This is a genomic window from Bradyrhizobium sp. LA2.1 (assembly GCF_040547725.1).
In the GTDB taxonomy this organism is placed as follows: domain Bacteria; phylum Pseudomonadota; class Alphaproteobacteria; order Rhizobiales; family Xanthobacteraceae; genus Bradyrhizobium; species Bradyrhizobium barranii.
This window is the reverse complement of sequence record NZ_JBEPQI010000031.1, coordinates 14804-40343: the sequence shown is the minus strand read 5'-3', so window position 1 is coordinate 40343 and position 25540 is coordinate 14804. Positions and strand designations below refer to the sequence as shown.

General features: G+C 62.0%; 26 protein-coding genes. 8 read left to right on the top strand and 18 right to left on the bottom strand.

Going from position 1 to position 25540, the window contains the following annotated elements; all coding sequences use genetic code 11:
- The first annotated feature begins 85 nt into the window (after positions 1-85).
- From ABIB95_RS40160 to ABIB95_RS40140, 5 genes are all read left to right on the top strand, one after another.
- Positions 86-958: an NAD(P)-dependent oxidoreductase gene (locus ABIB95_RS40160; RefSeq protein WP_071915183.1), complete on the top strand. Its 873-nt coding sequence runs from the start codon at positions 86-88 to the stop codon at positions 956-958.
- A 22-nt stretch (positions 959-980) separates the two neighbouring features.
- Positions 981-2258 (top strand): sodium:proton antiporter NhaD, encoded by a 1278-nt coding sequence (nhaD, locus tag ABIB95_RS40155; RefSeq protein WP_166094080.1) that lies wholly within the window; start codon positions 981-983, stop codon positions 2256-2258.
- A gap of 137 nt (positions 2259-2395) precedes the next feature.
- Positions 2396-3991, top strand: coding sequence for a sensor histidine kinase (locus ABIB95_RS40150; RefSeq protein ID WP_354248197.1), 1596 nt, complete (start codon positions 2396-2398; stop codon positions 3989-3991).
- A 44-nt stretch (positions 3992-4035) separates the two neighbouring features.
- Positions 4036-4239: a DUF1289 domain-containing protein gene (locus ABIB95_RS40145; RefSeq protein ID WP_028146760.1), complete on the top strand. Its 204-nt coding sequence runs from the start codon at positions 4036-4038 to the stop codon at positions 4237-4239.
- A 28-nt stretch (positions 4240-4267) separates the two neighbouring features.
- Positions 4268-4807, top strand: a complete 540-nt coding sequence (locus tag ABIB95_RS40140; protein ID WP_063984038.1) for a TIGR02281 family clan AA aspartic protease — start codon at positions 4268-4270, stop codon at positions 4805-4807.
- Between the two features lie 18 nt (positions 4808-4825).
- Here the strand turns inward: ABIB95_RS40140 and ABIB95_RS40135 are convergent, their stop codons facing one another.
- The gene (locus ABIB95_RS40135; RefSeq protein ID WP_354248195.1) at positions 4826-5026 is read right to left on the bottom strand and encodes a hypothetical protein; all 201 of its coding nucleotides are present in this window, start codon (positions 5024-5026) and stop codon (positions 4826-4828) included.
- Positions 5027-5500: 474 nt separating this feature from the next.
- Between ABIB95_RS40135 and ABIB95_RS40130 the strand changes: the two genes are divergently transcribed.
- A complete protein-coding gene (locus tag ABIB95_RS40130) occupies positions 5501-6169 on the top strand; it encodes an outer membrane protein (protein ID WP_247306973.1) in 669 nt (222 codons plus the stop codon).
- Between the two features lie 53 nt (positions 6170-6222).
- On the opposite strand, the gene dusA is transcribed toward ABIB95_RS40130, so the two are convergent.
- A complete protein-coding gene (gene dusA, locus ABIB95_RS40125; RefSeq protein WP_354248192.1) occupies positions 6223-7218 on the bottom strand; it encodes a tRNA dihydrouridine(20/20a) synthase DusA in 996 nt (331 codons plus the stop codon).
- Positions 7219-7352: 134 nt separating this feature from the next.
- Here dusA and ABIB95_RS40120 point away from each other — a divergent pair, with 134 nt between their 5' ends.
- Complete coding sequence (locus ABIB95_RS40120; protein WP_354248190.1) at positions 7353-8480, top strand: site-specific integrase; 1128 nt, start codon at positions 7353-7355, stop codon at positions 8478-8480.
- Positions 8481-8970: 490 nt separating this feature from the next.
- On the opposite strand, the gene ABIB95_RS40115 is transcribed toward ABIB95_RS40120, so the two are convergent.
- Entirely contained in the window at positions 8971-9414 is a 444-nt protein-coding gene (locus ABIB95_RS40115; RefSeq protein WP_354248188.1) for a hypothetical protein, read from the bottom strand.
- Between the two features lie 452 nt (positions 9415-9866).
- Here ABIB95_RS40115 and ABIB95_RS40110 point away from each other — a divergent pair, with 452 nt between their 5' ends.
- Positions 9867-11279 (top strand): sigma-54-dependent transcriptional regulator, encoded by a 1413-nt coding sequence (locus ABIB95_RS40110; RefSeq protein ID WP_354248186.1) that lies wholly within the window; start codon positions 9867-9869, stop codon positions 11277-11279.
- Here ABIB95_RS40110 and ABIB95_RS40105 read toward each other — a convergent pair.
- From ABIB95_RS40105 to ABIB95_RS40035, 15 genes are all read right to left on the bottom strand, one after another.
- Positions 11258-12025, bottom strand: coding sequence for an amidohydrolase family protein (locus tag ABIB95_RS40105; RefSeq protein ID WP_354248184.1), 768 nt, complete (start codon positions 12023-12025; stop codon positions 11258-11260). The genes ABIB95_RS40110 and ABIB95_RS40105 overlap by 22 nt on opposite strands.
- A gap of 61 nt (positions 12026-12086) precedes the next feature.
- Entirely contained in the window at positions 12087-12626 is a 540-nt protein-coding gene (locus ABIB95_RS40100; protein WP_354248183.1) for a hypothetical protein, read from the bottom strand.
- Between the two features lie 170 nt (positions 12627-12796).
- Positions 12797-13621 (bottom strand): peptidoglycan-binding protein, encoded by an 825-nt coding sequence (locus ABIB95_RS40095; RefSeq protein WP_354248181.1) that lies wholly within the window; start codon positions 13619-13621, stop codon positions 12797-12799.
- 2 nt (positions 13622-13623) lie between these two features.
- Positions 13624-14724 carry an aminotransferase class I/II-fold pyridoxal phosphate-dependent enzyme gene (locus ABIB95_RS40090; protein WP_049826461.1) on the bottom strand — a complete coding sequence of 367 codons (1101 nt, stop codon included), beginning with the start codon at positions 14722-14724 and terminating at the stop codon, positions 13624-13626.
- A gap of 15 nt (positions 14725-14739) precedes the next feature.
- A complete protein-coding gene (locus ABIB95_RS40085; RefSeq protein ID WP_354248178.1) occupies positions 14740-16872 on the bottom strand; it encodes a carboxypeptidase-like regulatory domain-containing protein in 2133 nt (710 codons plus the stop codon).
- Positions 16873-16881: 9 nt separating this feature from the next.
- The gene (locus ABIB95_RS40080; RefSeq protein ID WP_354248176.1) at positions 16882-18228 is read right to left on the bottom strand and encodes a hypothetical protein; all 1347 of its coding nucleotides are present in this window, start codon (positions 18226-18228) and stop codon (positions 16882-16884) included.
- A gap of 6 nt (positions 18229-18234) precedes the next feature.
- The gene (locus ABIB95_RS40075; RefSeq protein ID WP_028159854.1) at positions 18235-18918 is read right to left on the bottom strand and encodes a hypothetical protein; all 684 of its coding nucleotides are present in this window, start codon (positions 18916-18918) and stop codon (positions 18235-18237) included.
- Positions 18919-18938: 20 nt separating this feature from the next.
- Positions 18939-19541: a hypothetical protein gene (locus tag ABIB95_RS40070; RefSeq protein WP_354248173.1), complete on the bottom strand. Its 603-nt coding sequence runs from the start codon at positions 19539-19541 to the stop codon at positions 18939-18941.
- Positions 19542-19964: 423 nt separating this feature from the next.
- Entirely contained in the window at positions 19965-20171 is a 207-nt protein-coding gene (locus ABIB95_RS40065) for a DUF2274 domain-containing protein (protein ID WP_028159856.1), read from the bottom strand.
- A gap of 3 nt (positions 20172-20174) precedes the next feature.
- Positions 20175-20675, bottom strand: a complete 501-nt coding sequence (locus ABIB95_RS40060; RefSeq protein ID WP_502917922.1) for a TraB/TrbI/VirB10 family type IV secretion system protein — start codon at positions 20673-20675, stop codon at positions 20175-20177.
- Positions 20665-20883, bottom strand: coding sequence for a helix-turn-helix domain-containing protein (locus ABIB95_RS40055; RefSeq protein WP_028152368.1), 219 nt, complete (start codon positions 20881-20883; stop codon positions 20665-20667). The genes ABIB95_RS40060 and ABIB95_RS40055 overlap by 11 nt, the downstream gene beginning before the upstream one ends.
- A gap of 178 nt (positions 20884-21061) precedes the next feature.
- Positions 21062-21892 carry a DUF2285 domain-containing protein gene (locus ABIB95_RS40050; protein WP_354248170.1) on the bottom strand — a complete coding sequence of 277 codons (831 nt, stop codon included), beginning with the start codon at positions 21890-21892 and terminating at the stop codon, positions 21062-21064.
- 122 nt (positions 21893-22014) lie between these two features.
- On the bottom strand, positions 22015-22338 hold the full coding sequence (locus ABIB95_RS40045) for a DUF736 domain-containing protein (RefSeq protein ID WP_354248168.1): 324 nt from the start codon (positions 22336-22338) through the stop codon (positions 22015-22017).
- A 1241-nt stretch (positions 22339-23579) separates the two neighbouring features.
- Positions 23580-23726, bottom strand: coding sequence for a hypothetical protein (locus ABIB95_RS40040; protein WP_155256151.1), 147 nt, complete (start codon positions 23724-23726; stop codon positions 23580-23582).
- A gap of 308 nt (positions 23727-24034) precedes the next feature.
- On the bottom strand, positions 24035-25006 hold the full coding sequence (locus ABIB95_RS40035; RefSeq protein ID WP_354248166.1) for an ArdC family protein: 972 nt from the start codon (positions 25004-25006) through the stop codon (positions 24035-24037).
- Positions 25007-25540 lie beyond the last annotated feature (534 nt).

Genomic DNA, 25540 nt, shown 5'->3' with positions numbered 1-25540 from the left:
CTCCTAATCCGCCCTCATAGCGGAACCAGGCGCCCCCTCGCCCGGCAAAAACCGTAAAACCCAAACTACGGACAAGGTACCACACATGGCTAAAGTCGCTTTCCTCGGTCTCGGCGTGATGGGCTTCCCCATGGCCGGACACCTCGTGAAAAAAGGGGGCCATGAGGTCACCGTCTACAACCGCACCGCGGCCAAGGCGAAGGAATGGGCGGACAAGTTCGGCGGCAAGACGGCTGCGACCCCGAAGGCGGCAGCCGAAGGCCAGGATTTCGTGATGTGCTGCGTCGGCAACGACAACGATCTGCGCGCGGTCGCGATCGGCCCCGACGGCGCGTTCGCCGGCATGAAGAAGGGCGCGACCTTCGTCGACCACACCACCGCCTCCGCCGAAGTCGCCCGTGAGCTCGATGCGGCGGCCACCAAGGCCGGCTTCAAATTCATCGACGCTCCCGTTTCCGGCGGCCAGGCCGGCGCCGAGAACGGCGTGCTGACGGTGATGTGCGGCGGCGCGCAGGACGCCTATTCCGGCGCCGAGCCGGTCATCACAGGCGCCTATGCGCGGATGTGCAAGCTGCTCGGGCCCGCCGGCTCCGGCCAGTTGACCAAGATGGTCAACCAGATCTGCATCGCGGGTCTGGTCCAGGGCCTCTCCGAGGGTATCCACTTCGCCAAGAAGAGTGGCCTCGACGTCGCAGCCGTGATCGAGACCATCTCGAAAGGAGCCGCGCAGTCCTGGCAGATGGAGAACCGCTACAAGACCATGAACGAGGACAAGTACGATTTCGGCTTCGCGGTCGAATGGATGCGCAAGGACCTCTCGATCTCGCTGGCCGAAGCCCGCCGCAACGGCGCCAATCTGCCGGTGACCGCGCTGGTCGACCAGTTCTACGCCGAGGTCGAGAAGATGGGCGGCAAGCGCTGGGATACGTCGAGCCTGCTCGCGCGCCTTAACCGCTGACACCTGTCGAACTGATCCCGCCTTGCTGATCGCGATCGCCGTCATCTTCGTTCTGGCCTATGCGGCGATCGCGCTCGAACACCCACTCCGGATCAGCAAGAGTGCCACGGCGCTGATCGGCGCCGGGCTGCTCTGGGCGATCTACGCGGCCACGATCGGCGACCACGCCATGGTCGGCCGACAGATCGACGAATCCGTCGTTTCCACCGCGCAGATCGTGTTCTTCCTGATCGGCGCGATGACCATCGTCGAGGTGATCGACGCCCACGACGGTTTCGAGGTCATCACCTCCCGCATCAGCACGACGAGCCAGGTCCGCCTGATGTGGCTGATCGGCTTCGTGACCTTCTTCCTCAGCGCGATCCTGGACAATCTGACCACCACCATCGTGATGGTCTCGCTGATCCAGCGGCTGATCGCCAGGCGCGACGACCGCCTGCTGTTCGCCTCCCTCATCGTCATCGCCGCCAATGCCGGCGGCGCCTGGACCGTGATCGGCGACGTCACCACGACCATGCTGTGGATCGGCGGGCAGATCACGCCGTTGAAGATCATGGGCTCGGTGTTCCTGCCCTCGCTGGTCAATCTGCTCGTGCCGCTCGCGTTCATCAGCCTTCTGGTGAAAGGAAAGACCATCGCGCCGCCGCCCAAGGACGACGGAGTTCAGCTCGTCGGGTCGTTCGAGCGCAACCTGATGTTCTATCTCGGGCTCGGCGTGTTGATCGCCGTGCCCGCCTTCAAGGCGGTCACGCATCTGCCGCCCTTCATGGGCGTGCTGCTCGGGCTCGGCATCGTCTGGCTGGTCGGCGAGGTCGTTCACCGCGACAAGGACGAGCATGTTCGGCGGCCGCTGACGCTCGCGCATGCGCTGACGCGGATCGACATGAGCTCGATCGTGTTCTTCCTCGGCATTCTGCTGGCGGTCGCCTGCCTCGAACATGCGGGCCTCCTGTCGATGCTGGCGCGCTGGCTGGAGGCGACGATTGGCCGCCAGGACGTCATCGTCGTCGTGCTCGGCCTGCTCAGCGCCGTGATCGACAACGTGCCGCTGGTGGCGGCGACCATGGGCATGTACGACCTCGGCCACTACCCGCCCGACAGCTTCCTCTGGGAATTCATCGCCTATTGCGCCGGCACCGGCGGCTCGATCCTGATTATCGGCTCGGCCGCGGGCGTCGCCGCCATGGGGCTCGAGCGGATCGAGTTCCTCTGGTACGCCCGCCGCATCGCCATCCCCGCGCTCGCGGGCTATCTGGCGGGCGCGGTGGTCTACGTCGCCCAGCATGCGGCACTGCACTGACCGGCACTGCGCGCGTTCAAAATTAACGCCGGGTTAACGTAATTCTTTAGCTCCTTAAGTCACCTCTTAAGGATTTCTTGCCAGAGATAGACAATGCAGAAGGCCCGCCTTTGCGCAGGCAGGAATGTTGTTGTTCGATGAGTAAACCCGCTGAAAAGCCAGAGGTCGTACAGCTTCCGGCCGAGCCGGTGAGCGCGCCATCGGCGAGCAGCCGCCGGGCTGCGTCGCAGCGGGTACGCGAGGCGCGCGACAAGTTAACGTCGACCAGCGGAACCCGGCCGGCTTTCGACGCCGAGATGCTGCGCCAATATGCCCAGACGCGGCTGTCGGCCTCTTATGTCGTGATGCTGCTGGTGGTCGCCACCGGCGTGCTGTTCGGGCTGTGGATGCAGCCGATCCCGGCCGCGGCCTGGACCGCCGGCATGCTCTGCATCCACGCCGCAATGATCCGCAGCTGCCACCGTTTCCTGGCAGAGGCCCCCTCGCCCGCGGCGACGCGCACATGGCGGACGCACTTCGTCGTGCTCGACCTGCTCTATGGCCTGTGCTGGATGGCGATCCTGATCCATCCCGTGCTCGACATGGTCACGGAAACGCTGATGATGTTCCTGATGCTGCTGGTGATCGCAGTGTCGAGCATGCTGGCCGCCAATCTGCCGATCGCCGCCCTTGCCGCCACGGCGCCGGTCGCGGTCGCGATGGCGCTGAGCTTTGCAATCACCGGCGCGCTCGACAATTACATCCTGGCGGCGCTCGCGCTCGCAGCCGAAGGCTATTTCGTGCTGCTGGCGCACCGCCTGCACTCCTCGACCTTCGCCACGCTCGAGGCACGCGCCGAGAAGGACGCGCTGATCGGCGAGCTCGAACAGGCCAAGGCGATCTCGGACGAAGCGCGCCACCGCGCCGAATCCGCCAACGTCGCAAAATCGCGCTTCCTCGCGCAGATGAGTCACGAGCTGCGCACGCCGCTGAACGCGATCCTCGGCTTCTCCGAGGTGATGAAGAGCGAAATTTTCGGTGCGCACGCGGTGCCGGTCTACAAGGAATATTCCGCCGACATCCATAATTCCGGCGTGCACCTGCTCAACCTCATCAACGAGATCCTCGATCTGTCGCGGATCGAGGCTGGCCGTTACGAGCTCAACGAGGAAGCGGTGTCGCTGGTCGGCATCGTCGCCGACTGCCACCACCTGATGAAGCTGCGCGCCTCGAGCCGCGGCATCACCATCCACGAGGTGTTCGAGCAGGCCATGCCGCGGCTCTGGGCCGACGAGCGGGCGATCCGCCAGGTCGTGCTCAACCTGCTCTCCAACTCGATCAAGTTCACCCCGCAAGGCGGCGAGATCTGGCTCAAGGCCGGCTGGACCGCTTCGGGCGGGCAATATCTCTCGGTGAAGGATTCCGGCTCCGGCATCCCCGAGGACGAGATCCCGATCGTGCTCGCCTCGTTCGGCCAGGGCTCCAACTCGATCAAGTCGGCCGAACAGGGCGCAGGGCTCGGCCTGCCCATCGCCAAGAACCTGATCGACCTGCATGGCGGCACATTCACGCTGAAATCGAAGCTGCGCATCGGCACAGAAGTGATCGTCACCTTCCCGCCGGAGCGCGTGATGAGTGCGCTGGCGCCGATGTCGGACGATTCTCCGCCGCTCCAGCCGGACAGTTCCGCGGTGCCCGACGAGAAGCGCCGGCCGCGCCACAAGCCGATCATGAGCGCAGGTACGGGCTCTTAACGAGATGCTTGCAGACATGCCCGACGATCCCCCACTATGGCCACATGAGCAAAGAAACGCCGTGCGTCGCCGTCTGCATGATCGATCCCAAGACCAGGCTGTGCTTCGGCTGCGGCCGGACCTTGCCGGAGATCGCGCGCTGGCACGCCATGGAGAGCACGGAACGGCTCGCGGTGATGGCGCTGTTGCCGGCACGCATGGCGGACGCGGGTTTGCAGCCGATCGCGGGATCGCCGAAACGCGCCTGACCGCCCTGCGTCGCCTCGGAGGCGCGCAATGATCCGCTTCCTGCTCGTTCTCGTCATGCTCGCCGGCACGGCCGGTGCCGTTGTCGCCTATGGCGATCCCGACCGGATCGCGCGCGCGAGCAACAAGGTCTCGCACATGTTTCGCGCGCAGATCGCCTCCCCGGCCCCGGCCGTGCAGATCCAGCGCGGCCAGGGCGGCGAATTCGCGCTGCGCGCGAAGATCAACGGCGTCGCCGCACCGATGGTGATCGATACCGGCGCGACCTCCGTGGTCCTGACCTGGGAAACCGCGAAAGCGATCGGACTGCCTCTCGAGATGCTCGAATACGACGTCGATCTCGAAACCGCGGGTGGCCACACCAAGGCAGCCCGCCTTACGCTCGACCGTCTCTCCGTCGGCCACCTCGTCGAAAAGTCGGTGCCGGCCCTCGTCGTGCCGCGCGGGCAGATGAAGACCAATCTGCTCGGCATGAGCTTCCTCGACCGCCTGGAGAGCTGGGGTGTGCGCGCCGACAAGCTGATGCTCACAGGCTACCCGGAATTGCCAGATCGCCGCGCGCTCCGATAATCCACTTCGCTGCGCGCCTCACACGATCAAGGCCCAATCAGCCGGGACTGCCTGAGCCGCATAACGCGATCGGCGTTTGTCAAATCGCCCTTGGCCGCTCTGGCGCCGGTCAAACTGATGGAGCCGCTCCATCCCCGGCACATCCTGCGCCGACGCATTGCGCGGAACGAAGAATATCGAGACGCTCACCAGGATCACTATGGCCATGAAAATTGGCATCGCTGGTCCCTCATCAAATCGACCCACATGAAGGGTCCGAGCCCAACGTCTCCGACGCGAAAACAACCGCGAACGTCACCGCATGAAATGCTGCGAGAGCCGAGGGATCGTCGGACGAGTAAATAACAGAGAAATAAACAATCTTAGATTGTCGAGCGCTGCTATTGTCGCGACCCTCTCGATCCACCCATCATTGCGATGTCGAGTATGCGCCACGCCAGAGGCATGTCGCCTCGTCATCATGACGGACAGCGGCCAATCTGGCGCCTCGTAAGGCCACCTTTGCGCCAGCGCGCTGCGCAGCATCGGCGCGGCTGCCAGCCAACCGCCTAACTCGAGCCCCCGCGAACAATCCATCGATGTGGCATTTCCTCTATTTACAAACCGCCTAGTCGGTTTATAACAATCCCATTCCGGGATCGGGGTTGGACAAGGCTGCTCCGTGAGGTGCGGCCAAGTGGGAGATTGAGAGTCATGACTGCCAGAGCCGCCTTACGCCGCACGATGCGCGCCCTGCCCTTTGCCGCGGTGTTCGCCGCGAGCAGCGCCTGCGCTGCCGACCTGTCGCCGCGCTACGCCGCACCCTCCTCGGCCTACACGGCGCCGCAGCCGGTGTATTCGTGGACGGGTCTCTATGCGGGCTTCAACGCCGGCTACGCAGAGAGCGGCGACGACGCGTTCAATAATCTCGTCGGCATCAGCGGCGGCAAGGTCAAGGGCGCCGTCGGCGGCGTGCAGATTGGTTACAACTACCAGCTCTCGCCGATGTTCGTGGTCGGCATCGAGAATGACTTCGAGGGCGGCGACATCAAGAACCGCGACGCGCTCAACAGCGCCGCGGTGAGCATCCCCTGGTACACGACCGGCCGCGCCCGCGCCGGCATCGCGACGATGGATTCACGGCTGCTGTTCTTCGGGACCGCTGGTCTTGCCACCGGCGAGTTGAAGGACGGGCCGATCAACAAGATGAAGATGGGCTGGACCGCGGGCGGCGGCGTCGAATGGGCGTTCCTGCCGAAATGGTCGGCCAAGGCCGAATATCTCTACACCGAGTTCGAGCACGACGATCTGCCGGACTGGAACGCCGCGAAATTCCACACCTTCCGCGTCGGCGTGAACTATCATTTCGATCTGCTCCGCTGAGACGGATCGACGAGGAGCCGGATTTTAACGATCCGGCTCTTCACCCGTTTGGGCTAGGCCGCGGCCTCCGCCGGAGCGCGCGCACCGACACGTGCGATCGCATCGCGCAGCACGTCCACACCGGCGCCCGGCTTCACCCCCTGCTCGGCAAGATGGCGGCGGAAGGCGCGCGCACCGGGCACGGCGTGGAACGCCCCGACGAAATGCCGCGTGATCGCATGCAGCCGCGTGCCCCGCGCAAGCTGCTGCTCGATATAGGGCATCATCGCTTCGAGCGCGTCCTGCATCGTCGCATGCGGCGCCGCTTCGCCGAAGATATCTTGATCGACGGAGAGCAGCCGCCATGGCTCCTGATAGGCGGCGCGGCCGAGCATCACGCCGTCGACGTGCTCGAGATGCGCTTTCGCCTCGTCGATACCGGGGATGCCGCCGTTGATGATGATGGGCACATCAGACATCGCGCGCTTGAGGCGATAGACGCGGTCATAGTCGAGCGGCGGGATGTCGCGGTTCTCCTTCGGCGACAGACCGTTGAGCCAGGCCTTGCGGGCATGCACGATCAGCGCATCGCAGCCTGAGGCGACCACTCCACGCGCAAGCGTATCGAGCGCGACCTCCGGATCCTGATCGTCGATGCCGATGCGGCATTTGACGGTGACGGGAATGGAAACCGCGCCCTTCATCGCGTCGACACATCGCGCCACAAGCTCCGGCTCCGCCATGAGGCAGGCTCCAAAGCGGCCATCCTTCACACGATCCGACGGGCAGCCGACATTGAGGTTGATCTCGTCATAGCCGAACTCTTCGCCGATCCGCGCGGCCAGTGCGAGCTCGCGCGGATCCGACCCGCCAAGCTGAAGCGCCACCGGATGCTCGACCGCGTCGAACCCGAGCAGCCGCTCCCGGTCGCCATGAATGATGGCACCGGTCGTCAGCATCTCCGTATAGAGCAGCGCCCGCCGCGTCAGATGGCGATGGAACACCCGGCAATGCCGATCGGTCCAATCCATCATCGGAGCCACAGAAAAGCGATAGTGTTGCGATTTCAATGATTTACCTTATGCTTCAACAAGATGAAACATGAACGTGTGCACTCCAAACTAGTCGAAATTGCACACGTTTGTACCCGCTTTGACCTCTTAGTGCACACGTAGCGCACACGATTTGGGGAGTGCACACGACCGTGGCCAGCTTCACTCAGTTGCCGTCCGGGAACTGGCGCGTCCAGGTCCGCCGCAAGAACCGTTACGTGGCAGAGACCTTCCGTCGGCGCAAGGACGGGGAGGAATGGGCACTCGATATGGAGTGCAACATCGATCGTAGCGGATCACCTAAACCCCGCGCTGCCGTCAGAGCGAAGACGTTCGGCGACATCATCGATCTGCACATCGAAGACATGCTGGAGGTTGGTCGCCCTCCCCGCAAATCGAAGGCAGCCGTCTTGGAGGCGTTGAAGGAGGACCTCGGATCAACGAAGCTTCCCAGGCTCAACCGCGAACGGTTGATTGAATATGGCCGAAAGCGAGCGAAGGAAGGTGCGGGACCAGCGACCCTTGCGATCGACATATCGTTCATCAGAACCGTCGCTACACACGCAGCCGCTGTTCACGGGGTCGAGGTTTCTGCCGAAGAGGTTCGCCTGGCACGCGTGGCGTTGAAGTATTTAGGTCTCGTTGGAAAGTCCGATGAGCGAGACCGGCGACCAACTCAGGATGAGCTTGACGAGCTCATTGAATACTTCGAATCCAATAATCGGCAAGCCATCCCAATGGGCCGCATCGTCCGATACGCGGTCGCAACGACCATGAGGCAGGAGGAGATTTGCCGGCCCGACTGGCCGGACGTCGACATGAAGAAGCGGATCATATTGATACGAGACCGCAAAGATCCGAGGGAAGAGGATGGCAACGACCAACAAGTGCCACTCCTGAACCTCACAGGCTATGACGCCTGGGAGCTCCTGCTCCAGCAGCGGATCATCACCAGGGGTCTGGGTCGAGTATTCCCGTACAATCACCGTTCAGTGAGCGCGGCATTCACGCGCGCTTGCGACAAGCTGAAGATCGAAGATCTCCATTTCCATGACCTGCGGCACGAAGGCACTAGCCGCCTCTTCGAAGCAGGATTGACGATCGAGAAAGTAGCGCTTGTAACCGGTCATAAAGATTGGCGTACGCTACGGCGATACACAAAGCTAAAACCCGAAGAGCTTCATAAGCTGCAAACCGTGCCTCAGCCGTCACTGGAAGAATTCATGGAAGCGCTTGACGCAGGGACGTCGCATAGCTTCCCTAGCGCCCGTTGTGATTGAAGAACCTTCGATGGCGACTTTCCATCTGGGCAAACCAAACACTATTTTTTGTCGCCTCGCGTTGACACGTCACATACTCATTGATGCGAGTATCGCAACGGTATTCGCTTGTCCGACCGATAAGTTTTCCGACCAAAGCTTATCAGTCAACTAACCGAGCCCCACTCTTTGGGCCTTTACTCTCAATCGATGTCACCTTTGGCACTGGCACCGGACATTGCGCGCGGCCGTGATCGCGACGCATTTTCGATTCCGCGACGCCGTCGCCTCTAAATGTCTCACGACGATCATTTCGCACATTGCCACTCGCTTTATACGAGTATCACGTTTTAATCTACGCGTTACTACCTCCGGTTAGTAAGAACTGCTGACCAGAGTTCATGCGTTCGTTGATCCCTTTTGGCAATCACCTGCCCGCGATATCGTCGCGACATGACGAACAGGTCCATCGCAGCGAAAATCTTAACGTCTCGGATTGCGGAACCCGGGCCTACAAACATAAGCGGAGCGGATTAATTTCATCACTGACTGCGTCGGGTGCTCCGTCTCGGGCCGCATTATGCGCCTGTTGGACGCGCGCCAGGCCCTGATAGATCAACTGCCTGATCTTCAGCTCGCGTTCGTGAGCTTGCCTGGCGGCGGCGCGAGCAGTGTCCGCGTGGCGCTCGGTTCCGAAATAGTAGCCGGTCACGGTCCCCAGGAGTCCGAGAGCCAGAGAAAGGATTTCTTTCTGACGATCAAAGGTATCCGCCGTTGTCTTGGCCCCACAATAAACATCCCAGAGGAGAAGTAGAGCGAGGCCCACGATTAGCAGACTGATCACTGTCGTGACGAGTTCGCGAAGAATCTCGCTCCAGTTCTGGCACCTACAAGTACGGACAATCCCGTTCGGGGCTGGCACGGCATCATTCGATGCATTTGGCGGGACCGACATAGTTCCTCCTTGTCGCAAGATGAACGCGGCGGGGTTAGTTCACTTCATCGGACATTTGCGCTGCCCGATCGAACCGTTGAATCATACCATCCGCAATACCCGTATCGGTTGCATATCCACTAATCTACCCGAGTGAGGCGGCGCGTTTGCGTGTTGCTCGAGACGAGGTTCACACGCAGCTGCATTCACACGTGTTGCTGCTGTTGCCCCAGGGAAAAGGAGACTGGCCGGCGAAGTGTCGAGGCTCACTTCTTCATTTGTGATGGAGCCATTCTCGGAATTGGAGTATAGTCGAACGATTTCGCCGACTGCGAGAATTCAAGATAATTGCAGGAACGGCAGCGCTCCTCACAAAATCATGCTGCAGTTCGGACGATTGCGAACTCAGCTGCGGTAGGAAGAAGCGCGTCAGCTGACTACGAGCTAACTCCGCGAACGTCGGGGGCGTGGTTGTGACGCTGTCGATTTGGTTCAAGAGTTTTTCTGGGGAAGCCGCGGTGGCCACAGCGGTCACCAAAAGGCTCGCGCATTTTGGATTGACCGTTCGATCGGACGAATCCTTTTTTCATGACGGCGACTGTTGCCTTGCGGCTGTTTCAGCCGTTGATGCGACCGTGATCGCCGATCTCGAGAAGCTGTCGCGCTCATTCCATGTCGTGGTGCTGTCCGTTCCAAAATCGTTACCTCGGGAGTCGCGATGGCAGCTGCTCCACGCAGGTGTAGCCGACGTCCTTGACTGGACCGATGACCGTATCTTCGCTGAACAGATCGTGGCTCGTGTTCATCGTCACCTGGAAATCGAGCGGCTCGCCAATGACGACTCTATCCGCAATCTACTGGTTGGGGACTCTCCGGCCTGGCGCGAACTGGTGCGAAGGCTAGTGGAAATCGCCAGCTTTTCCGGCGGCACTTTGTTGGTCGTTGGTGAAACCGGAACCGGGAAAGAGCAGATCGCGAGGGCCCTTCACCTCCTCGACAGGCGCGACCATAAGCCCGACCTTGTCATCGTCGATTGCACGACCTTGTCGCCGGAATTGTCGGGCAGCGAGTTGTTTGGTCACGAACGCGGTGCCTTTACCGGGGCGGTTGCCGCGCGCGACGGCGCCTTCGCGCTCGCAGACGGCGGCACATTACTGCTCGATGAGATCGGTGAATTGCCGATGCCGCTGCAGGCTCAGCTGTTGCGTGTCATTCAGGAGCACACCTACAAGCGCGTCGGCGGCAACGTGTGGCACAATACCGAGTTCCGTCTGATATGCGCGACCAACCGAGATCTCGAGCAATGCGTGAGGAATGCTACATTTCGCGCGGATCTTTATTATCGCCTGGCGGACTGGATTTTGCGGCCACCGCCGCTGCGCGAGCGGCGCGAGGATATTCCGTTGCTGGTCCGACACTTTCTCGAGCACGCAGCGAATGGCGGCTCCAAAGTCGAGGTCGACCCGTCGCTTGCCGATTTTCTCCTTTGCCGCGACTACCCGGGCAACGTACGGGACCTCAAGCGGATCGTGATGCGCCTTCACGCGCGTCACGTGGGACCAGGACCAATCACAATTGGTGCGCTGCCGGCCGACGACCGACCCGATGGCGCCACACTTATCGAACCGTGGGCGGAGCCCGGACTTCTGCTGGCTCTCCAGCGTGCGCTGGACCAGGGCATCGCCCTCAAAGAAATCGGCCGGGCCGTCACCAATGTTGCGATACGCATGTCGCTCGCACAGGAGAATGGCAATCTCCAGCGCGCGGCGAAACGCCTGGGCGTAACGGACCGCGCATTGCAGATGCGACGCGCGAGCCATGGCGGCCTTACCTCGGATTTAGCCACCCGCTACGACAACGTCGTTCAGCGCTCCGGCGGGGGATGAGCCAGACGTGCTTCTGTGCGTTGATAGCGGAGCACTCGAATCAAGTTGCCTCCGAGAATCGCGGCCTGGTCGCCGGGGTTCAGATTGAGGGCATAGATTTTCGCAATCTCCACTGCCGGGTGCAGCCAGGGCCCATCGGTGCCGAACAGAACCTTGCGGGCACCTGCCCGCCTCACGGCTTGCTCAAGGATATCAAAGCGGCGCACGCCTGCGGTGTCCGTGAAGATATTCGGGTGGCGTACCAGATGATCGACGAACGCGGTCTGTGCGTGCCAGTCGTCCGCGAAGCTTCCGAGGTGCGGGATGATAAAGGCAACATCGGGATATTCCTCGGCCAGCATTTCCGCCACGGACACCTCGCCCATCACATCATAGAGGATTGGCACGCGATAGCGACGCGCGGCTTCGCAAATTTCGCGCGTGATCCGGCCGTCGTGTCGGTGGACCTTGATGCCTACGAGCCCGAGATCGGTGACGGCCTCGCGGACCATGGCATCGACGCGCCCCTTGTCGGCGAGCGGATGAAGAAAGGCGAAGCCGAGAAGCCGTTGGGGATTGCGAGCAACGATTCGGGCGACCTCTCGGTTGGCACGAAGATAGCCCTCCGAGAACGCGGCAAATATGACGGTCCGATCGATACCCGCGGCGCGCGCGCGCTTGAGATATTCGTCGAGCGGGGCGGCCGTGTCGGCCGGTTGGGTGAGCCCATCGCCTTTTCCGGCGTGACAATGGCAGTCGATGATCATGGCGCGCCCCGTCTTTCACCCTCGGATCCTTCTGACCGCTCGCGGGCTCCGGCGGCTCCGCTCAGACGCCATCGAGCACAATCGTGTTGCCGCGGCGCCACCAGCGGCCGCTTCCTGTTGAGGCAGGAAGCAATGTCTGTTCGCTTAGCGTGGGAAGTGTTGCACTTGGAATGTTGCGACGAACCGCCGACGCCAGGGCCGCCCGCGCGGCCACTTCCGGCGACGCGGCTCCGAGCGTCTGGGTTAGATTCAGGATTGCGCTACTGAGGACGCGGACAATTCGGCGCGCCTTCTCGATGTTGGCTTGTGCGGGATCCATACCCGTGTATTCCAGTTCGAGCGCGTCGGCGGCCGCGCGGCCAAGCGCTCCCCCGATCATGGTGCCGACTCCGGGGATCGGAATGAACGAGCCGAGAGCTCTTCCGGCAATCGGAAGGGCAACCTTGGCCAGTGACCTCAGCGCTGGCAACGCGATCCTGCCGACCGACTTGAGGCCGCGGCCGATGCTCTTTGCGAGGTTGCCGAGGAACTGCTCCATCTCATATTCGTTGTTGACGGAGAGCAGCTCCATGGCGAGCTCCAGCTCCTCCTGTTCGGACATTTCACCGCTCTCGAACGATTCGTATTCGAGCTCGAACTCGCCTGTCCTTCCAGACATGCAGTTTGGACATGTGCAACTTACCGGATGCATGGTCGCCTCCATCGTTGGATACAGGTCGTCAGTTTCTGCAATTGTCTCGACGCGATTTGCACTGTCGCCGGAGCAAGCCGTCAGAGCCTGCTCAATTGGATAAACTCCAGTTCGGTGGTCCTGTTCAGCCGAAGGCTGTTGTTCTTGTGGTACCTATTGATCGCAGCCTCGATGCTGCGAATCTGCTCGCTGGTCTTGCCCGGCATTCGGCAGAGTACGAGCCGATGGTTTTTGGTCTCCATGCCGAAATGCGAGAGGCACCACAGGTGCTGGATGATGCGTCGACGAAGATCGGTCGCCATACCGGTGTAGAACCGTCCATCGGCGGCAAAGAAGCGATAGAGCCCAGGGACCGGTGGTCGTCCAAGTGCCTTGAGGACAAACCGGATGGGCAGCGCTTTGCTCCGCGACAGTGCGGCATCCACCGCTAGAACATCGTCGCCCGATCCGGTCTCCCGTTCGAACTCGGGTTGTTCGCTTTCGGAGCCGGCTCCTACGCGCCGCAGGGCCGCTTCGGTGTCCGGACCGATATAGCCGCTCGCGGGCAGCTGGTTGTTGCGCTGAAACTCTCGGATCGCATCGCGCACGGCCGGGGACATGGCGCCATCCATCGGGAGGGTCCCGCCAATCGCGCGATTGAGCGTAGCTTGCAGCCAGCGGACATATTCCGGCGATCCGGCCGATGGCGGCGGCTCGGGCTCCGCCTGCGGTTCTGCGGCGCTGTCGGGCGCCGCTCCTCCCCATCCGCCGTAAATCGATGGGGTGCGTAGAATGCGTCGCTTTCGGAATGACGGCCACGGCTTGGAAACTGGACGTCGCGACATGCTCCGCACGCCGCGAGCGGATCGCGCCCCGGCCTCAAGCTCGTGCCGGAAGGGTTCGACCTCGAACATTTCGGCTGTCATACTCATGCGGCCTCCACTCTCTGATGATAAGCCCGCGAGGCTGCGTCCATGGCACGGGCAAGCCCCGCCGCGGCGCGGGAAATGTTGGCAGTCGTGTGGCGCGCTGTGATCAACAAGGTAAGACTCGGCAGGCCGCCCAGGCACGATCTGGTCACGAGCCCGTAGATGCAGCCTTCGTCCAGGGACGCGAGCACCGCTTTGGCCACGCGAAGGGACGGCATCGCGATTGCCTGCACGGGAATCGGTAGCTCGCTGCGCGACTGCAGGCCCAGTTTCTCCAGCTCCTTCCGCAATTGCTCCACGAGACGCACGACGCGCGCGCGCCGCCCCTCCCCCTGCGCTCGATTGATGGTGACCGCGTTTTGCCCCGCTGCGACATCCGCTGCCGACGCCGCGCTTGTATGGATGCGTGTCTGCCCTTCGCGCGCAAGCTGCTTCATGATTGTCGACGCGCCGCTCACGATCGCGAACGGTGCGCCGAACGCCTTGGCGAGCGATGCTCCCACGATCGTGGCCTGAGAGCGAAGGCCATACCACGCGAGTGTTCCGCCACCGCCGATGCCGAGCGGCGCTATCGGCGAAGGCTCGCGTCCGAGCACGCCAATTGCCTGGGTGTCATCGATCACGAGACGCCCGCCGGCGTCGGCGGCAAGACGCGCAAGCGCGGGCAGTTGCGCCGGCCGGCCGCAGGACGGGCAGAGGCCGTCGACCACGATCAGCGGCCGTTGCCCCGCGCGTCGCGCCTGTCGCACGCGCCGTTCCAGCGCAATCAGATCACGATGTGGGAAAGTCTCGATCGGAATTCCATTGACTGCCGCGCCATCCGCGCCCCAGCGCGCGATCGGATAAGATGCCCCGTCGAACAAGATCAGCGTGCCCTTTGGGGCTGCGACCTGGAACAAATCCCGAAACAGATGCAACGTCGATGGATACAGAAGGCCGGCTTCACCGCCGATGAGCCGCGTCAATTCCTGCGCCAACGCTCGGCCACCAGCCGACTCTGCGAGCGCGGCTGGACGACCAAGGGTCAATGCTTCCCAGGGCGGGAGCGAGGCGCTCGGATGGGCGAATCCGAGATACAGCGCCGAGGTGAAGTCCGGCATGGCACATCCCCGGCATTAGACTCTTTGACGCTGCTCTGACAAGCGCTTCACGAGATGCACCGATGGCATCGTGGTGTCGATCCGCGCATTGGTAACATCGACAGAGAGATCGACTCCGGTAACCGAGCGGTAGGCGTGAAGGTATCCCTGGACTTGCGGGCGCCAGTATCGCGCCCAGTTCACCGCGCTCACCGGTTCGTAGATGCTGTTCCAGTTGCCATAGCGAACCCCGAGGACGATCTCCTCGCCGAAAATCGCCAGGTTGCGGAAATGCAGCACGCTGGTGTCGGTCCAGCCCTGCAGCTTCTTCATGGCATCGACCCGATCCATCCACGGCTCCGGGTAGGCGACCATGATCCGCGTCGGAATGAACTCGCGGAATTCCGGGCGCGCCAGGATCCACTGTAGCATCAGCATCTCGATGCGCGCGGTCGACGGCAGGTCGCCGAACTGGTTGTGCGCGCCCTGCGACAGGATTAAGTGCGCCTCCTTGAGCGCGTTGAGCACCGGGAATCCGTCGGCCACCATCGTGGTGTCGTCGTCCCGCTTGTAGAAGGCCGCAAGCGTACTCAGGAGCGTGTGGAACGCTTCCAGAAACTTCGACCGGCTGTCCGCCGTGCGCGCATTGTTGACCGCCTTGCCGGCCAGCCGCAGCCCATATTGGTGATCGTACTCGTAATTGCGGCGGACCACGCTCAGCCGATGCTGCTCATCCTGTATCCAACCCCAGATCAAGTTGTTCAACGGCCGCAGCGGATCGACCTCGAGATTGGCGAGCGGATCGTTTGGCAGCGGACCTCGCATGTTCTGGAACCGACGGGTGATTGCGTTGATCGTCTGGACCAGCATGCCCTCCTCGTTCCAGTACGACCAGATCAGCTCATGCAGGCACGGGCAGGTGAGTTTCTCCCGCAGGACGCCGTAACAGGCGGCTACAGGATCGCTGCCGGTACCATGGGGCGGCCATGTGCTCTTGTTGCGAAGCCGCAAGTCGCCGATATCCGAGTTCTTGAGTCTTTCATCCACGAGCTTGGCCCGTATCACCGCCAGGTACGGAAGAAACCCGTCCGGCTTGGTGTAGTCGGTGAGCAACGCCATAGGATCCGTTGTCAGATCGACGGCGACGTGATCCGCGATATACGACGCCTCGTCCGTCTCAAGGTCGTAGATACAGCAATTGGCCATCACGAATGCTTCGGTGGCCGCCTTGATGTTTCGATAGCCGTCGGTATCGGTGAACGGCAGGAAGCGTCTGCGGTCGAGCTGAGCCAGCTTCGAACTATAAGACGTCGTGAGAGCGCTGTCGTTTCTTCCATCGCCGCAAAATATCCAGTTCATGAAGTCCATGTAGCGATCGAACGAGAGGGCATCGGAAGCCCGGCGGATCATGGACGAAAGCGCGAGATCACTGGTTTGGGAGCTGGCGGAGCGCTTCAAGGAAATGGAAAGGTCGCCTTGCACAGACGTGATGGGCGGCGGCTTAACAGATGGCGCGAGGACTCCTGGACGAGACTGTAGACTGGTCAGAGCCGGAGCCGAACCGGTGGATGCAGCCCCGAGCAGGTACGCAAATTGCGGTGCTGTGGGAAGCACAGCAGCATAATACTCATGATCTTGGACGCTCGCTCCTGGCGGCGGAGGCGCAGGGCTGACTGTTGCGCCGCTCGCGAAAACGGCGACCGTCGTCACGGGGCTACCGGAGGGCCAGGTGACTCTGAACCACGTCGGTTTCCCGAAGTGCAGGTTGCAGAGACTACCTTCCGCGTAATCAGCTCGACAATGCGTCTCTGAGACGGCGACCTTGAACCCCGCCAGTTGCGGCACTTGCACCGTCGCTTCGATCGTGTCGTCTCCGCAGATGTGGAATGGAGTCGACGAGACTTCTTTTCCTCCTGCGAACGTTGCGCGCGCCTGGTAGGTTCCTGCTGGCAGGGGAGTGCTGTAACGTCCGTCACTATCTGTCGTCCCTTTGCTAATGCATTCTCCCTGGGGTGGTTTCTTGGAGACTCTGCTGGGGGATGGTCCGGTGGCATCGGCCGCCCCGTCGGCGATCTTGAAGATCTCAACATCCGCCTCGACCAGCGCGAAGGGAAAGGAGTCGACGGTGCCGAGCACGTAAATGATCACGTTTCCTTGTTTCTCGCTCATCTCATCCTCCTAGTGGATGGTCAGACTGTGGGATTGGTGTTGACGGGCGGCCGCACGCGATTGCCGCAAACGCCCGCTCATCAGGGCGCATTCGTAGCTGGTGTCGAGCACCGTCTTGAGCGCCCAGAATGTGAGCAGCTTGCCGATCAGCACACTCTCGTCTTCGGGCGAAAGACGGCCGTCGGCGCGCGCCTGTCCGAGCACTGCGAAGACCAGCGTCGGGCGTGCGCGATACATTTCAGCCGGCGCCTCGGACCATGCTGAGAACAATCGCGTGAGTTCGGTCGGAGCGCGGCTCGAAACCGTCAATACTTCCGGCAGTGTGCGGCCGCGGAGCTTGGCGGGACGGTGGCCCGCAAGCAGCGCGACGAATGCCGGCATGAGTGCTTCGAGGCGCTCGAATAGCGCCCCGCGTTCAGGATCGAGCCCCTTGCGAGGATAAAGCTCCTCCCAAAGCGCCGCGAGACGCGCCCATTGCGGATCCGGGTAGAGCGCCTGTCCCATCGCCGCGCTGAGCTTGACGCGCAGCCATGGCGAAGGGTGAGGATCGTTGAGATCGACGCGGAAGACGAACGCACGCGGCAGGCTGACGACGCCGATGAGTCCGAGTGTCGCGATGACGCCGACGCGCGCGACCGACCAGAAATCCGCGACGATCTCGGAAATCCAGCGCTCCCATACCGCCCACATGTCGCGATTGGCAGTGTCCGTGCGTTGCAATCCCTGCAGCGCGCCCCGAAGCGACGGTACGAGATCGAGCAGGGCGGCGCCCTGATGGCCCACCTCGTGGATAAGTGAAGCTGCAATCCCGCTCCCCACCATGCGCTCGCGGGGCACCTTGATGAGGGCAACCGGATTCCAGTAGCCCCCCGGAAGTCGCGTGCGAGCGCGCCGAATGGCTGCTCCCGGGCCGCGGTCGAGATAGCAGATGATCGGCGGCAACTCGTAGAATTGACCAGGCATGCTGAGAGCATCAGCGGCGACGATGTCGAGACCGGAGAGCCACGTTCCGTTGTCCTGTTCGCTCCTCTGCGTAATCGCGTCGCTGAACATGTCGAACTCGTTGAGCACAGCGTGAAACCGCAAGCGCAGAATCGCGAGACGGCGCTGTGCCTGTTCGGCCGTTGCAACCGATTTCGATCTTCCAAGCCAGGCGAGGAAGCCGCGGATGAGACGCCGCAGCTCTCGCCGCCCTTCGACCATGGCCTGCTCGATCGCCGATTGCGCATTTGGATAAAGGCTGGCTGCCGGAACCATCGGCTCGAGCAACGCGAAAGGCTTGATGCGATCGAGGCGAGTCATGAGCGCGCGAGCCTCTTCTTCGAGCAACCGGGCGGCGAGCGGAACGATGGTCATGACGCCTCACACCCCGAACAGCACGATCTGGTGGCCGCGACGCAGCCAGCGGCCCGACTTTGGTCGATGTCCCATAAGGGGCGCTGCCATACCCACGACACCGCCCGTGCCTGGACTCCAACCGACGAGGCCGGGAGCAAATTTGCGAGCGGCCGCAAGCGCTGCACTTTGTGCGGCAAGGCGTGGATCGGCGCCGGCCGCAGCAGCGGCGGCAGCCTGCCGGGCAGTGTTGGAGGCCAGGCGAACGAACTGCCGCGCGCCGGCGAATTCTAATTCCTCGCTCTCGCCGAATTCCTGCTCGAGTCCGATCGCCTTGCCCGCGGCGTTGGCCAGTCCGTTGCCGATCTTTGCACCGAGCGGTCCGCCGATGTAGCCGCCGAGCGCCGCTCCCGCCATCGGCAGGGCCTTCCTGGCAACGCTCTTGAGCACGCCCCCGATCGCCTGACCGATGGGCGACTTGGCAATCTGGCCTACCGTGCTCACGGCGCGCCTGATGAAACTTCCGAGAAACTGCTCGAGCTCCTGCTCGTTGTTCACGGCCAGAAGCTCGTGCGCGAGCTGGATCTCCTCTTGCTCGCTCATCTCGCCAGCCATCGCTCCTAACTCGAACTCCTGGAGCTCGAATTCCTCCTGCTGGAATGGACCCGCCTCTTGGCTGTATTCGAGCTGCGTGCGATCGATGTCGTGCATGGTGATCTCCTCAGTTGGCATCATACGAAGGTACGACGAACGGCCCGACGCAATCTGAAGCCGGGATAGTTCGGTTTGACTGTGCCGATCAGGCCTGGTGCGTAGCGGCGCGCGGCAGTCCGCTCGGCGAAGGCCGCGACGACAGCGGGGCTGTGCCCAGGACGCGCTCTAGCCGCAACGCGCGCAGCTTCCAGCGCAAACCGCACGAAGAGACGCGCGGTCTCGAATTCCTGATCCTCACCGCTCAAGCCCTCGAGTTCGGCGCCGAAGATGCGTTCGGCGCTTTCGGCCGCCAATTCGGCTTGACTGCCAGGCAGAATGATTTCGTGAGTGCTCAGTAGTCCCCGGATCGCCGACGCCCTGGGAACAAGACGTGTGCCAAGAGCGCGAGCAAGTTGATCGCGGATCGGATTTCCGGCTTTGATACTCCCATATCGGATCAGTCGATCTATCAGCACGCCAAGTTCGGTAGGATTGCCTGTGTCCAGAAATGCGCTCGCAAGCTCGAGCTCGGCAAATTCCGCTGATCCGACTGTAGGCCGGCGCTGGATAGCGCCGAAGAGCAGCGCTTCGCCTTCAGTGCCATAACCTTCTGGGTTGTAATCAATGAGCCGGCGGTTCATGCGCGCGCTCCAACTTGCCCATGGTCAGCTGGCGACCTATCTTTGTGGATAGTGGAGCAAGCGGCGTGCCAGATCGGAGTGAATGAAATACTGCGGCTTTCGGCAGTGAGAGGCGAAGCGAATTTCGCGCGCGGCAAGAAAGATCGTGTTTTGGCGAAACCGGATTCGCTTATGAAGCGTGCTCGGTGCGGGGTTCGATCCCTTGTGCGCCCACCATAGATTTCAATGGGTTACTCCCAGTGGCACGTTCCCAGAATTCTGACTCACGGCACCCTGACAGCACAGACCCATCCGGTGCAGCGATTGTCACCGCAAGAAGTCTGAACTTGAAGAGTTGCTGCAGGAACTTGAAAATGGAGCCACGAGCGTCAGATCGGCGCTTGCATTCCTCGAGCGTCGGGCTCGTCATTCAACGAACGGCAACTAGGCATCACTCTTAATTCGCTTGAAGGCTTTATCCCTATCAAGAAATGCCTCGAGGATGAACGGTATCAAGTCGGCCACCTCCTCCCTGTTGCCGTAGGTTTCCGCATAGAAGTTGGCATACTCTCGTAGCCTCTGCGCGAGGCCCGGCGTGAAAATAACGCTCATCTTTACCGGCGTCCGATCAGGAAGTTTTGCAAGCTTCATCCCTCACCTCCCCTTCGCCGCTGCCTGAAGGTCCGAGTACGGCTTCAGCACCAAATCCTTCGAAACAATCACCCTCAACGGCCAGCCCGGTCGGACTGTGATCGTTGGCTGCACATCGAGCTCGCACTCCACCAGTCGCTGACCGGCGCGATTGGTCGTCTGCTGCGCACTTTCCCGCAGCGCCTTCGCGAGATCGCTCTCGTCATTGCTGAGCGACAGCTGCGTCCCGACACCGATCAAAGTCGCGAGCGCCACCCCCTTCAGCAATTGCCAGGTATGAAAGTCCACCTCATCTTCGAGCCCGGCATAGCCCGCGACATCCGTGGCCGGTAAGTTCTCGATCACAATCGAATTGCCGTTCGGCAGAATGAGACGTGCCCACACGACCAGCGCCCTCTTCTGGCCGAAGGCGACGACGCTATCGTACTTGCCCACGAGCCTAGTTCCCTGGGGGATAAGAAGATGCTCAGCCAATTGACGCCGCCTTGGGTGATCAATCCGCATCGGAGGTCGACCTCCGCTTGCTGGCCTCAGAGTATGCGACGAGGTCTTCGATGTGGTAGCGGACATAGCGCCCGTGCTTGCGGTAGGCGGGCCCTCGTCCGTCCACCCGCATCTTCTCGAGGGTGTTCTTGGTGAGCCGCAGCCAGGCTGCAGCCTCTACGGTGTTGAGAAAGGGCTTCTCGGCTTCCTTGTCGTCGTTTCCGGTCATGCAGAAGTGTTCCTTCTTACAGCCCACGCAACCCGTAGGTGTGTGAAGAAGCGTCGTCCGATCGGGAGCGGTTTAGGGAGTGGCGAAGTTGGGCGAGGCGCATTTCGCCACTAGGCGCGCGCAAAATTGGTCTAGTGAGCGGGGAACTCGGCCAGTCGGCTAATCCGGCAAGGCCTCGTTAACCCAGGAGGTCTCGATAGCCACCTCGCATGAGCTCGTTGCCTTTCGCGACGAGCCGTCGCGTGCGGTCCTTCAAGAATTGACTATGGCTGCGCCATTCCTCGGTGACTTTCTTCTCTCCGAAGATGGTCATCGCAATCTCGCGGTAAGTCTTGCCACGACGGCTTTCGTCGAGCGCGATGAGCGCGTGATGTAAACGCTCATCGTTTGCAAATGGCGATCGCTGAGAGGCCTGGAAGCCCTGCTCAGTGAAGCGCTTGAGCTGCTTCAGGAGGTCTGTCTGGGCCGTGACATCGGCGAGGTCGTGCAGCTCGAAGACTGGCGCGAAGGGCAATGTCAGGGCGCGGAGGCCATGGATTTCGAGGGGGATATGGACCCCGCCGCCTTTCAAGAGGACGAGCGGGACGCCTTCGGCGTCGATCACGGCACGTCGATCAACCTTGAAATCTGCGAGTGTCATCGCGCCGCTTTTGTCCTCCCCTGTCGGCCGAGTTGCCTTCAACCGGACCACGCGTTTGAGAGCGCTCGCATGCCAGAACACGGGCGTTTGGGCGGCATCAAGCGTGGGATTGGCGAAGGCGCGGAGGCCCCATTTCTCCGCCCGGGGAAAGCGTCTCGGCAGCCGCAACAGCTTTGTGCCGTCGATCAGCGTGATGCAAGGCAAGCGTTGTGGCACAGAGCAGCGCCAGTCTTTGGCGTAGTCCTCGTTGCGGCGCAGGAACTCCCAGGCCCAATCGCTGCCGTCATAGGCGACGGGATTGCAGCCGACAGGATCGCGGGCAGCACGATCACCGGCGCCTTCGCGCGACGGCGTGACAGAATTTTCCAATGGTCGCCCCAGCAGACAATGTCCCAATGCAGATGGTTTCGTCCAATTGAGGCACGAGCGCAACTCCGAGAGAGCGGTCAAGTGAGGGCCCCCGCGACCGGTGTTCGCGGGGGCCGTTGGCGTTAGTCGCCGGGGTTCCAGATCAGGGCGAAGACGCTGTCGTCGTCCTGGCCGGCGGCTCGGCCGAGATTGGCGTAGAGCTTGCGCGGACCGAACTCGGGCGCTGCCAGCGAGAGGCTCACATAGTCCTTGCGGCTGTTCTCGCCGCGGCGGATCCAGCCTGCCCCGATCTCGACGCCCTGGGTCATGACGCGGAAGTCCGGATGGGTCTCGGCGGTCTTGTCGCGGTTGGGGATGATGTCGATGTCGGCCCTGATGGAAACCGTGCGGAGCTGGCCCTTGTAGCTGCCGTTGTCGTTCTTGGTGACGTATCCGATCGCGGTCATGGTCTTTGTCCTTTTGTGTTCGCGAGGAGCCGATCCCCTCGTGATGGCTCGACCGTGATGGGAAGCGAAACGCCTTCGAACCCGCGTTCACGCGGGGCGTAGCGCACGCGGAGCACCTGAGCCGATGGCTTTTTTGGAGCGAAGCGGCCGCGAGGAGCCGGACTTGTCCGGCGGGGAAAAAAGCTATGCGAGCGAGGGTTTGGCAGGCGGAGCGCTTCCCATAGGTCACTCAGCCACGCGCAGGGAGATCGGACCCGCTAACACAAGGACAAAGGCCGACGCACGTCGGGATGTTTCGAGATGGCGCTCGAGGGCTACCGCAGTCTCTCATCAGTGCCTCGGCGTCGACATCATCCCCAACCGCGACAAGGCCGCCGAGACCCGCTCTGACGTTCGTGACATGCCCCGGTGTATCGCGATCGCTACAGGTTGGACCTGCTCCGGCGAAATAGCAGCAAAGACCATGTGAACCCTCGCCCTGGCAGCGCCAACCTCCGGCCTGCCAGCTCTGCCGCATTCTCGGCCGGGCGGCCGGCGAGGACGACAACAGCGCTCGTCGCCTTGATCAGGAAATCCACCGACTGACGCCAACGGTCTCCGCCAGCATCGGTCGCGGGGCCCTCTCGTCACGGCTTTCTCTTAAAGGCGTCCTGCGAGCACGGAGCCGCGTGTTGGAGGCGGCTCACTTAGGATCGCCTTCTCTTGGGACTGCCTTCTCTTGAGATCGCTGTCTCATGGGGCAGCCGTTGCCTGGAATTGCCGCGGCAGCGATGCGACGGCATCGGTCGCTCTTCTCATGCAGCGCTATCTTCTCGAACAACGTCGAGCGACTCGAAAAGCGTGATCAAGCCGCCTCACTGTCAATCTTTCAAAACAGTGTTACACTTTTTTCTGTGCATACCGATTCCCGGTTTGCATCCATTGAGGATTGACGGAGGGCATATGGCTAAGAAAGCGAAGAAGGCAAAGAAGACCGTCGCGAAGAAGGCGAAGAAGGCCGCCAAGAAAAAGTAGTAGGTCTTCGGGCATCGAGACCCGCTTTCGCTCCCGCCAGAGGCACGCCCCTGAGGCATTTGGCCTTTGTGGACTTGCCACCTGATTGATCTCACGGCGATGGCTGGAACGATAGCTCGTCGTTAAGCCGGATCGTAGACGCGCCGGGCGCGATACGATCCGGCTTTGGCGTTTTGGCAATAGAGCATTGCAGGCTGCGTCAGGACGGCGTCGCTCTTTCCAGCCAATCAGAGCTTGTTCACGACGATCGTGAGGCACGACAGCAGTACGGCCGTTGACGTCAGTGCCGAGACGCTCACCACGACCTGAGCAACGCAAATACGCCTGAGCTTCACTGCATGCGGTTCGGGAAACGCCTTGAAGGGATCAACCATGGTCGGCTCCATGATGCGCTGCACGCGCTCTGCTTGGACCCTCCAATAGGCTGAGTCGTCAGAATCGCTTCCGGCTAAATTTCCACCTCGCCCGATTGACTCCAAGGCGACTCGGACACCGCAGAATTCGGGCGCAAATTGCGTCCTTGCGCCCGAATCGAGAGCGTCAAGGGCTGGTAAACAAAGGGTTAATCATCTCGCAGGCGCGGGCCGAGATAGCGATTATTTGGCGTCCTAATGACCGATCGGAAACGCCATGTAGCGCGGCACACAGGCGGCGGCCGCACGCGGCTCATCGAGGGCGCGGCTCAGGGCGCCCTCGCCTTCGCTGCGGCCGCTCGGTTGTCTTCGCTGAACGCGAGCAGAAAATCGGCGGCCTTGGAGGCTTTGCTTGCGGCCCGAAAAATTGCGCGGCTGTCGCTGCGGAGCACGTCCAGCCATGAACCGAGATAGTCGGCATGCCGGACCGTCGGCTTGATGGAGCGCGCGGCGCAGACAAAAGCGGCGGTCAACTCGGCGACCAATTCCTCATGGGCGTAAGGTTTCGAGCCGAAGGTACCCGTGAGGTCGCGGTTCAACCGGTTGGGATGGCCGGTCCAGTGTCCGAGCTCATGAAAGAGCGTCCGATAGAAGTTGATCTGCTCGAAGAATGCCGGCTGTGGCGGGATGTGAACGGTATCTGCCAGCGGCAGATAGAATGCGTCCGCGCCGCCGATGCGGATATCGGCAAGCGTTGCCTTGGCGAGCGCCTCGGCCTGCGGCACGAGCTGCCGCTCGGGCAGTTCGGGTGACGCGAGGCTGAGATCGGCCGGCAATTGGTCGCATTGATCCAGATTGAAAACCGTGTAGCGGCGCAGGAAGGGAATACTTGCCTCCCCCTCCTCCGCCTGCCCCTCTTTGCCTCGGCGCGCAGAATCTTGCGCGCGCTTGGGGACGAAGCGGTCGGCATAACAGACCGTCGTGCCATGCTCTCCTTTGCGTACGGTGCCGCCGAGGGCTGATGCCTGATTGAAGGTGAGCCACCTTTGAGAGGTGAAGCCGGATTCAAACATCTTGCCCCACAGGATCAGGATATTGATCCCGGAATAGGGATTGCCGGTCGCGGCATTGCTGGGCAACGCAAACGCCTTGCTCTCACCACTCGCGCCCCAGGGTCGCGCCCATGGGAAGGTGCCGGCCTCCAGGTCGGCGATGATGTGCGAGGTGATTTCTTCGTAGAGGCTCGGTTTGGTCGCTGTCGTGCAATCAATCTTGCGGCCCTTGGCCATGATGATCTCCATCCACTCTTCTTCCGCAACCTGCCCCCGGAAGGCGGGGTGGGCGGCGAAGAGCGACCGGAAAGCCCCGAACGCCTGAGGTGGGCCGCACCGGAACGGCCGGAGCGCGAGCGGAGGACCGCGCCATTATCATGATCGTCCTGGAGGAGCAGAGAGGGGCGCGGTTGCGGCTCACCGGTTCGGGGCTATGCGGGAGCGCCGCCCACCCCGTCTTCGGGGGTAAAAACAAGCGCAGGCCGCTTGCGGCCGGCTTCATCAAAGAGCGCCTCCGGCGACAATTCTGCCGTGTGGATATCGCGTCAAGTCACTCGTCAGATTTGGAGATATCGGACGACGACTCCATCATGGTCCTACGCCAGGGATCGAAGCCGGCAGGCCGAGACCGAAAGGGCTCGGTTCATATGTGGACGGCCCCCGACTTGCAAGGACGGTTCTAGCAGCTTGCTCGGATCGCTTGCGCTCATATGTCCGGCCTGTTTTCGGGTCTTACGACCACCGGCCAAGATGGGCTCCGCGGACAGTGAGATCCAAACACGA

Coding starts and splice junctions, on each gene's coding strand:
- ABIB95_RS40065 (WP_028159856.1), bottom strand. CDS start 20,171: ATGAAGCTTGCAAAACTTCCTGATCGGACGCCGGTAAAGATGAGCGTT.
- ABIB95_RS40105 (WP_354248184.1), bottom strand. CDS start 12,025: ATGATCATCGACTGCCATTGTCACGCCGGAAAAGGCGATGGGCTCACC.
- ABIB95_RS40045 (WP_354248168.1), bottom strand. CDS start 22,338: ATGACCGCGATCGGATACGTCACCAAGAACGACAACGGCAGCTACAAG.
- ABIB95_RS40080 (WP_354248176.1), bottom strand. CDS start 18,228: ATGACCATCGTTCCGCTCGCCGCCCGGTTGCTCGAAGAAGAGGCTCGC.
- ABIB95_RS40055 (WP_028152368.1), bottom strand. CDS start 20,883: ATGACCGGAAACGACGACAAGGAAGCCGAGAAGCCCTTTCTCAACACC.
- ABIB95_RS40060 (WP_502917922.1), bottom strand. CDS start 20,675: ATGCGGATTGATCACCCAAGGCGGCGTCAATTGGCTGAGCATCTTCTT.
- ABIB95_RS40095 (WP_354248181.1), bottom strand. CDS start 13,621: ATGACAGCCGAAATGTTCGAGGTCGAACCCTTCCGGCACGAGCTTGAG.
- ABIB95_RS40090 (WP_049826461.1), bottom strand. CDS start 14,724: ATGCCGGACTTCACCTCGGCGCTGTATCTCGGATTCGCCCATCCGAGC.
- ABIB95_RS40145 (WP_028146760.1), top strand. CDS start 4,036: ATGAGCAAAGAAACGCCGTGCGTCGCCGTCTGCATGATCGATCCCAAG.
- ABIB95_RS40115 (WP_354248188.1), bottom strand. CDS start 9,414: ATGTCGGTCCCGCCAAATGCATCGAATGATGCCGTGCCAGCCCCGAAC.
- ABIB95_RS40130 (WP_247306973.1), top strand. CDS start 5,501: ATGACTGCCAGAGCCGCCTTACGCCGCACGATGCGCGCCCTGCCCTTT.
- ABIB95_RS40150 (WP_354248197.1), top strand. CDS start 2,396: ATGAGTAAACCCGCTGAAAAGCCAGAGGTCGTACAGCTTCCGGCCGAG.
- ABIB95_RS40035 (WP_354248166.1), bottom strand. CDS start 25,006: ATGGAGATCATCATGGCCAAGGGCCGCAAGATTGATTGCACGACAGCG.
- ABIB95_RS40140 (WP_063984038.1), top strand. CDS start 4,268: ATGATCCGCTTCCTGCTCGTTCTCGTCATGCTCGCCGGCACGGCCGGT.
- ABIB95_RS40040 (WP_155256151.1), bottom strand. CDS start 23,726: ATGGTTGATCCCTTCAAGGCGTTTCCCGAACCGCATGCAGTGAAGCTC.
- ABIB95_RS40160 (WP_071915183.1), top strand. CDS start 86: ATGGCTAAAGTCGCTTTCCTCGGTCTCGGCGTGATGGGCTTCCCCATG.
- ABIB95_RS40135 (WP_354248195.1), bottom strand. CDS start 5,026: ATGCCAATTTTCATGGCCATAGTGATCCTGGTGAGCGTCTCGATATTC.
- ABIB95_RS40075 (WP_028159854.1), bottom strand. CDS start 18,918: ATGCACGACATCGATCGCACGCAGCTCGAATACAGCCAAGAGGCGGGT.
- ABIB95_RS40100 (WP_354248183.1), bottom strand. CDS start 12,626: ATGTCCGAACAGGAGGAGCTGGAGCTCGCCATGGAGCTGCTCTCCGTC.
- ABIB95_RS40070 (WP_354248173.1), bottom strand. CDS start 19,541: ATGAACCGCCGGCTCATTGATTACAACCCAGAAGGTTATGGCACTGAA.
- ABIB95_RS40085 (WP_354248178.1), bottom strand. CDS start 16,872: ATGAGCGAGAAACAAGGAAACGTGATCATTTACGTGCTCGGCACCGTC.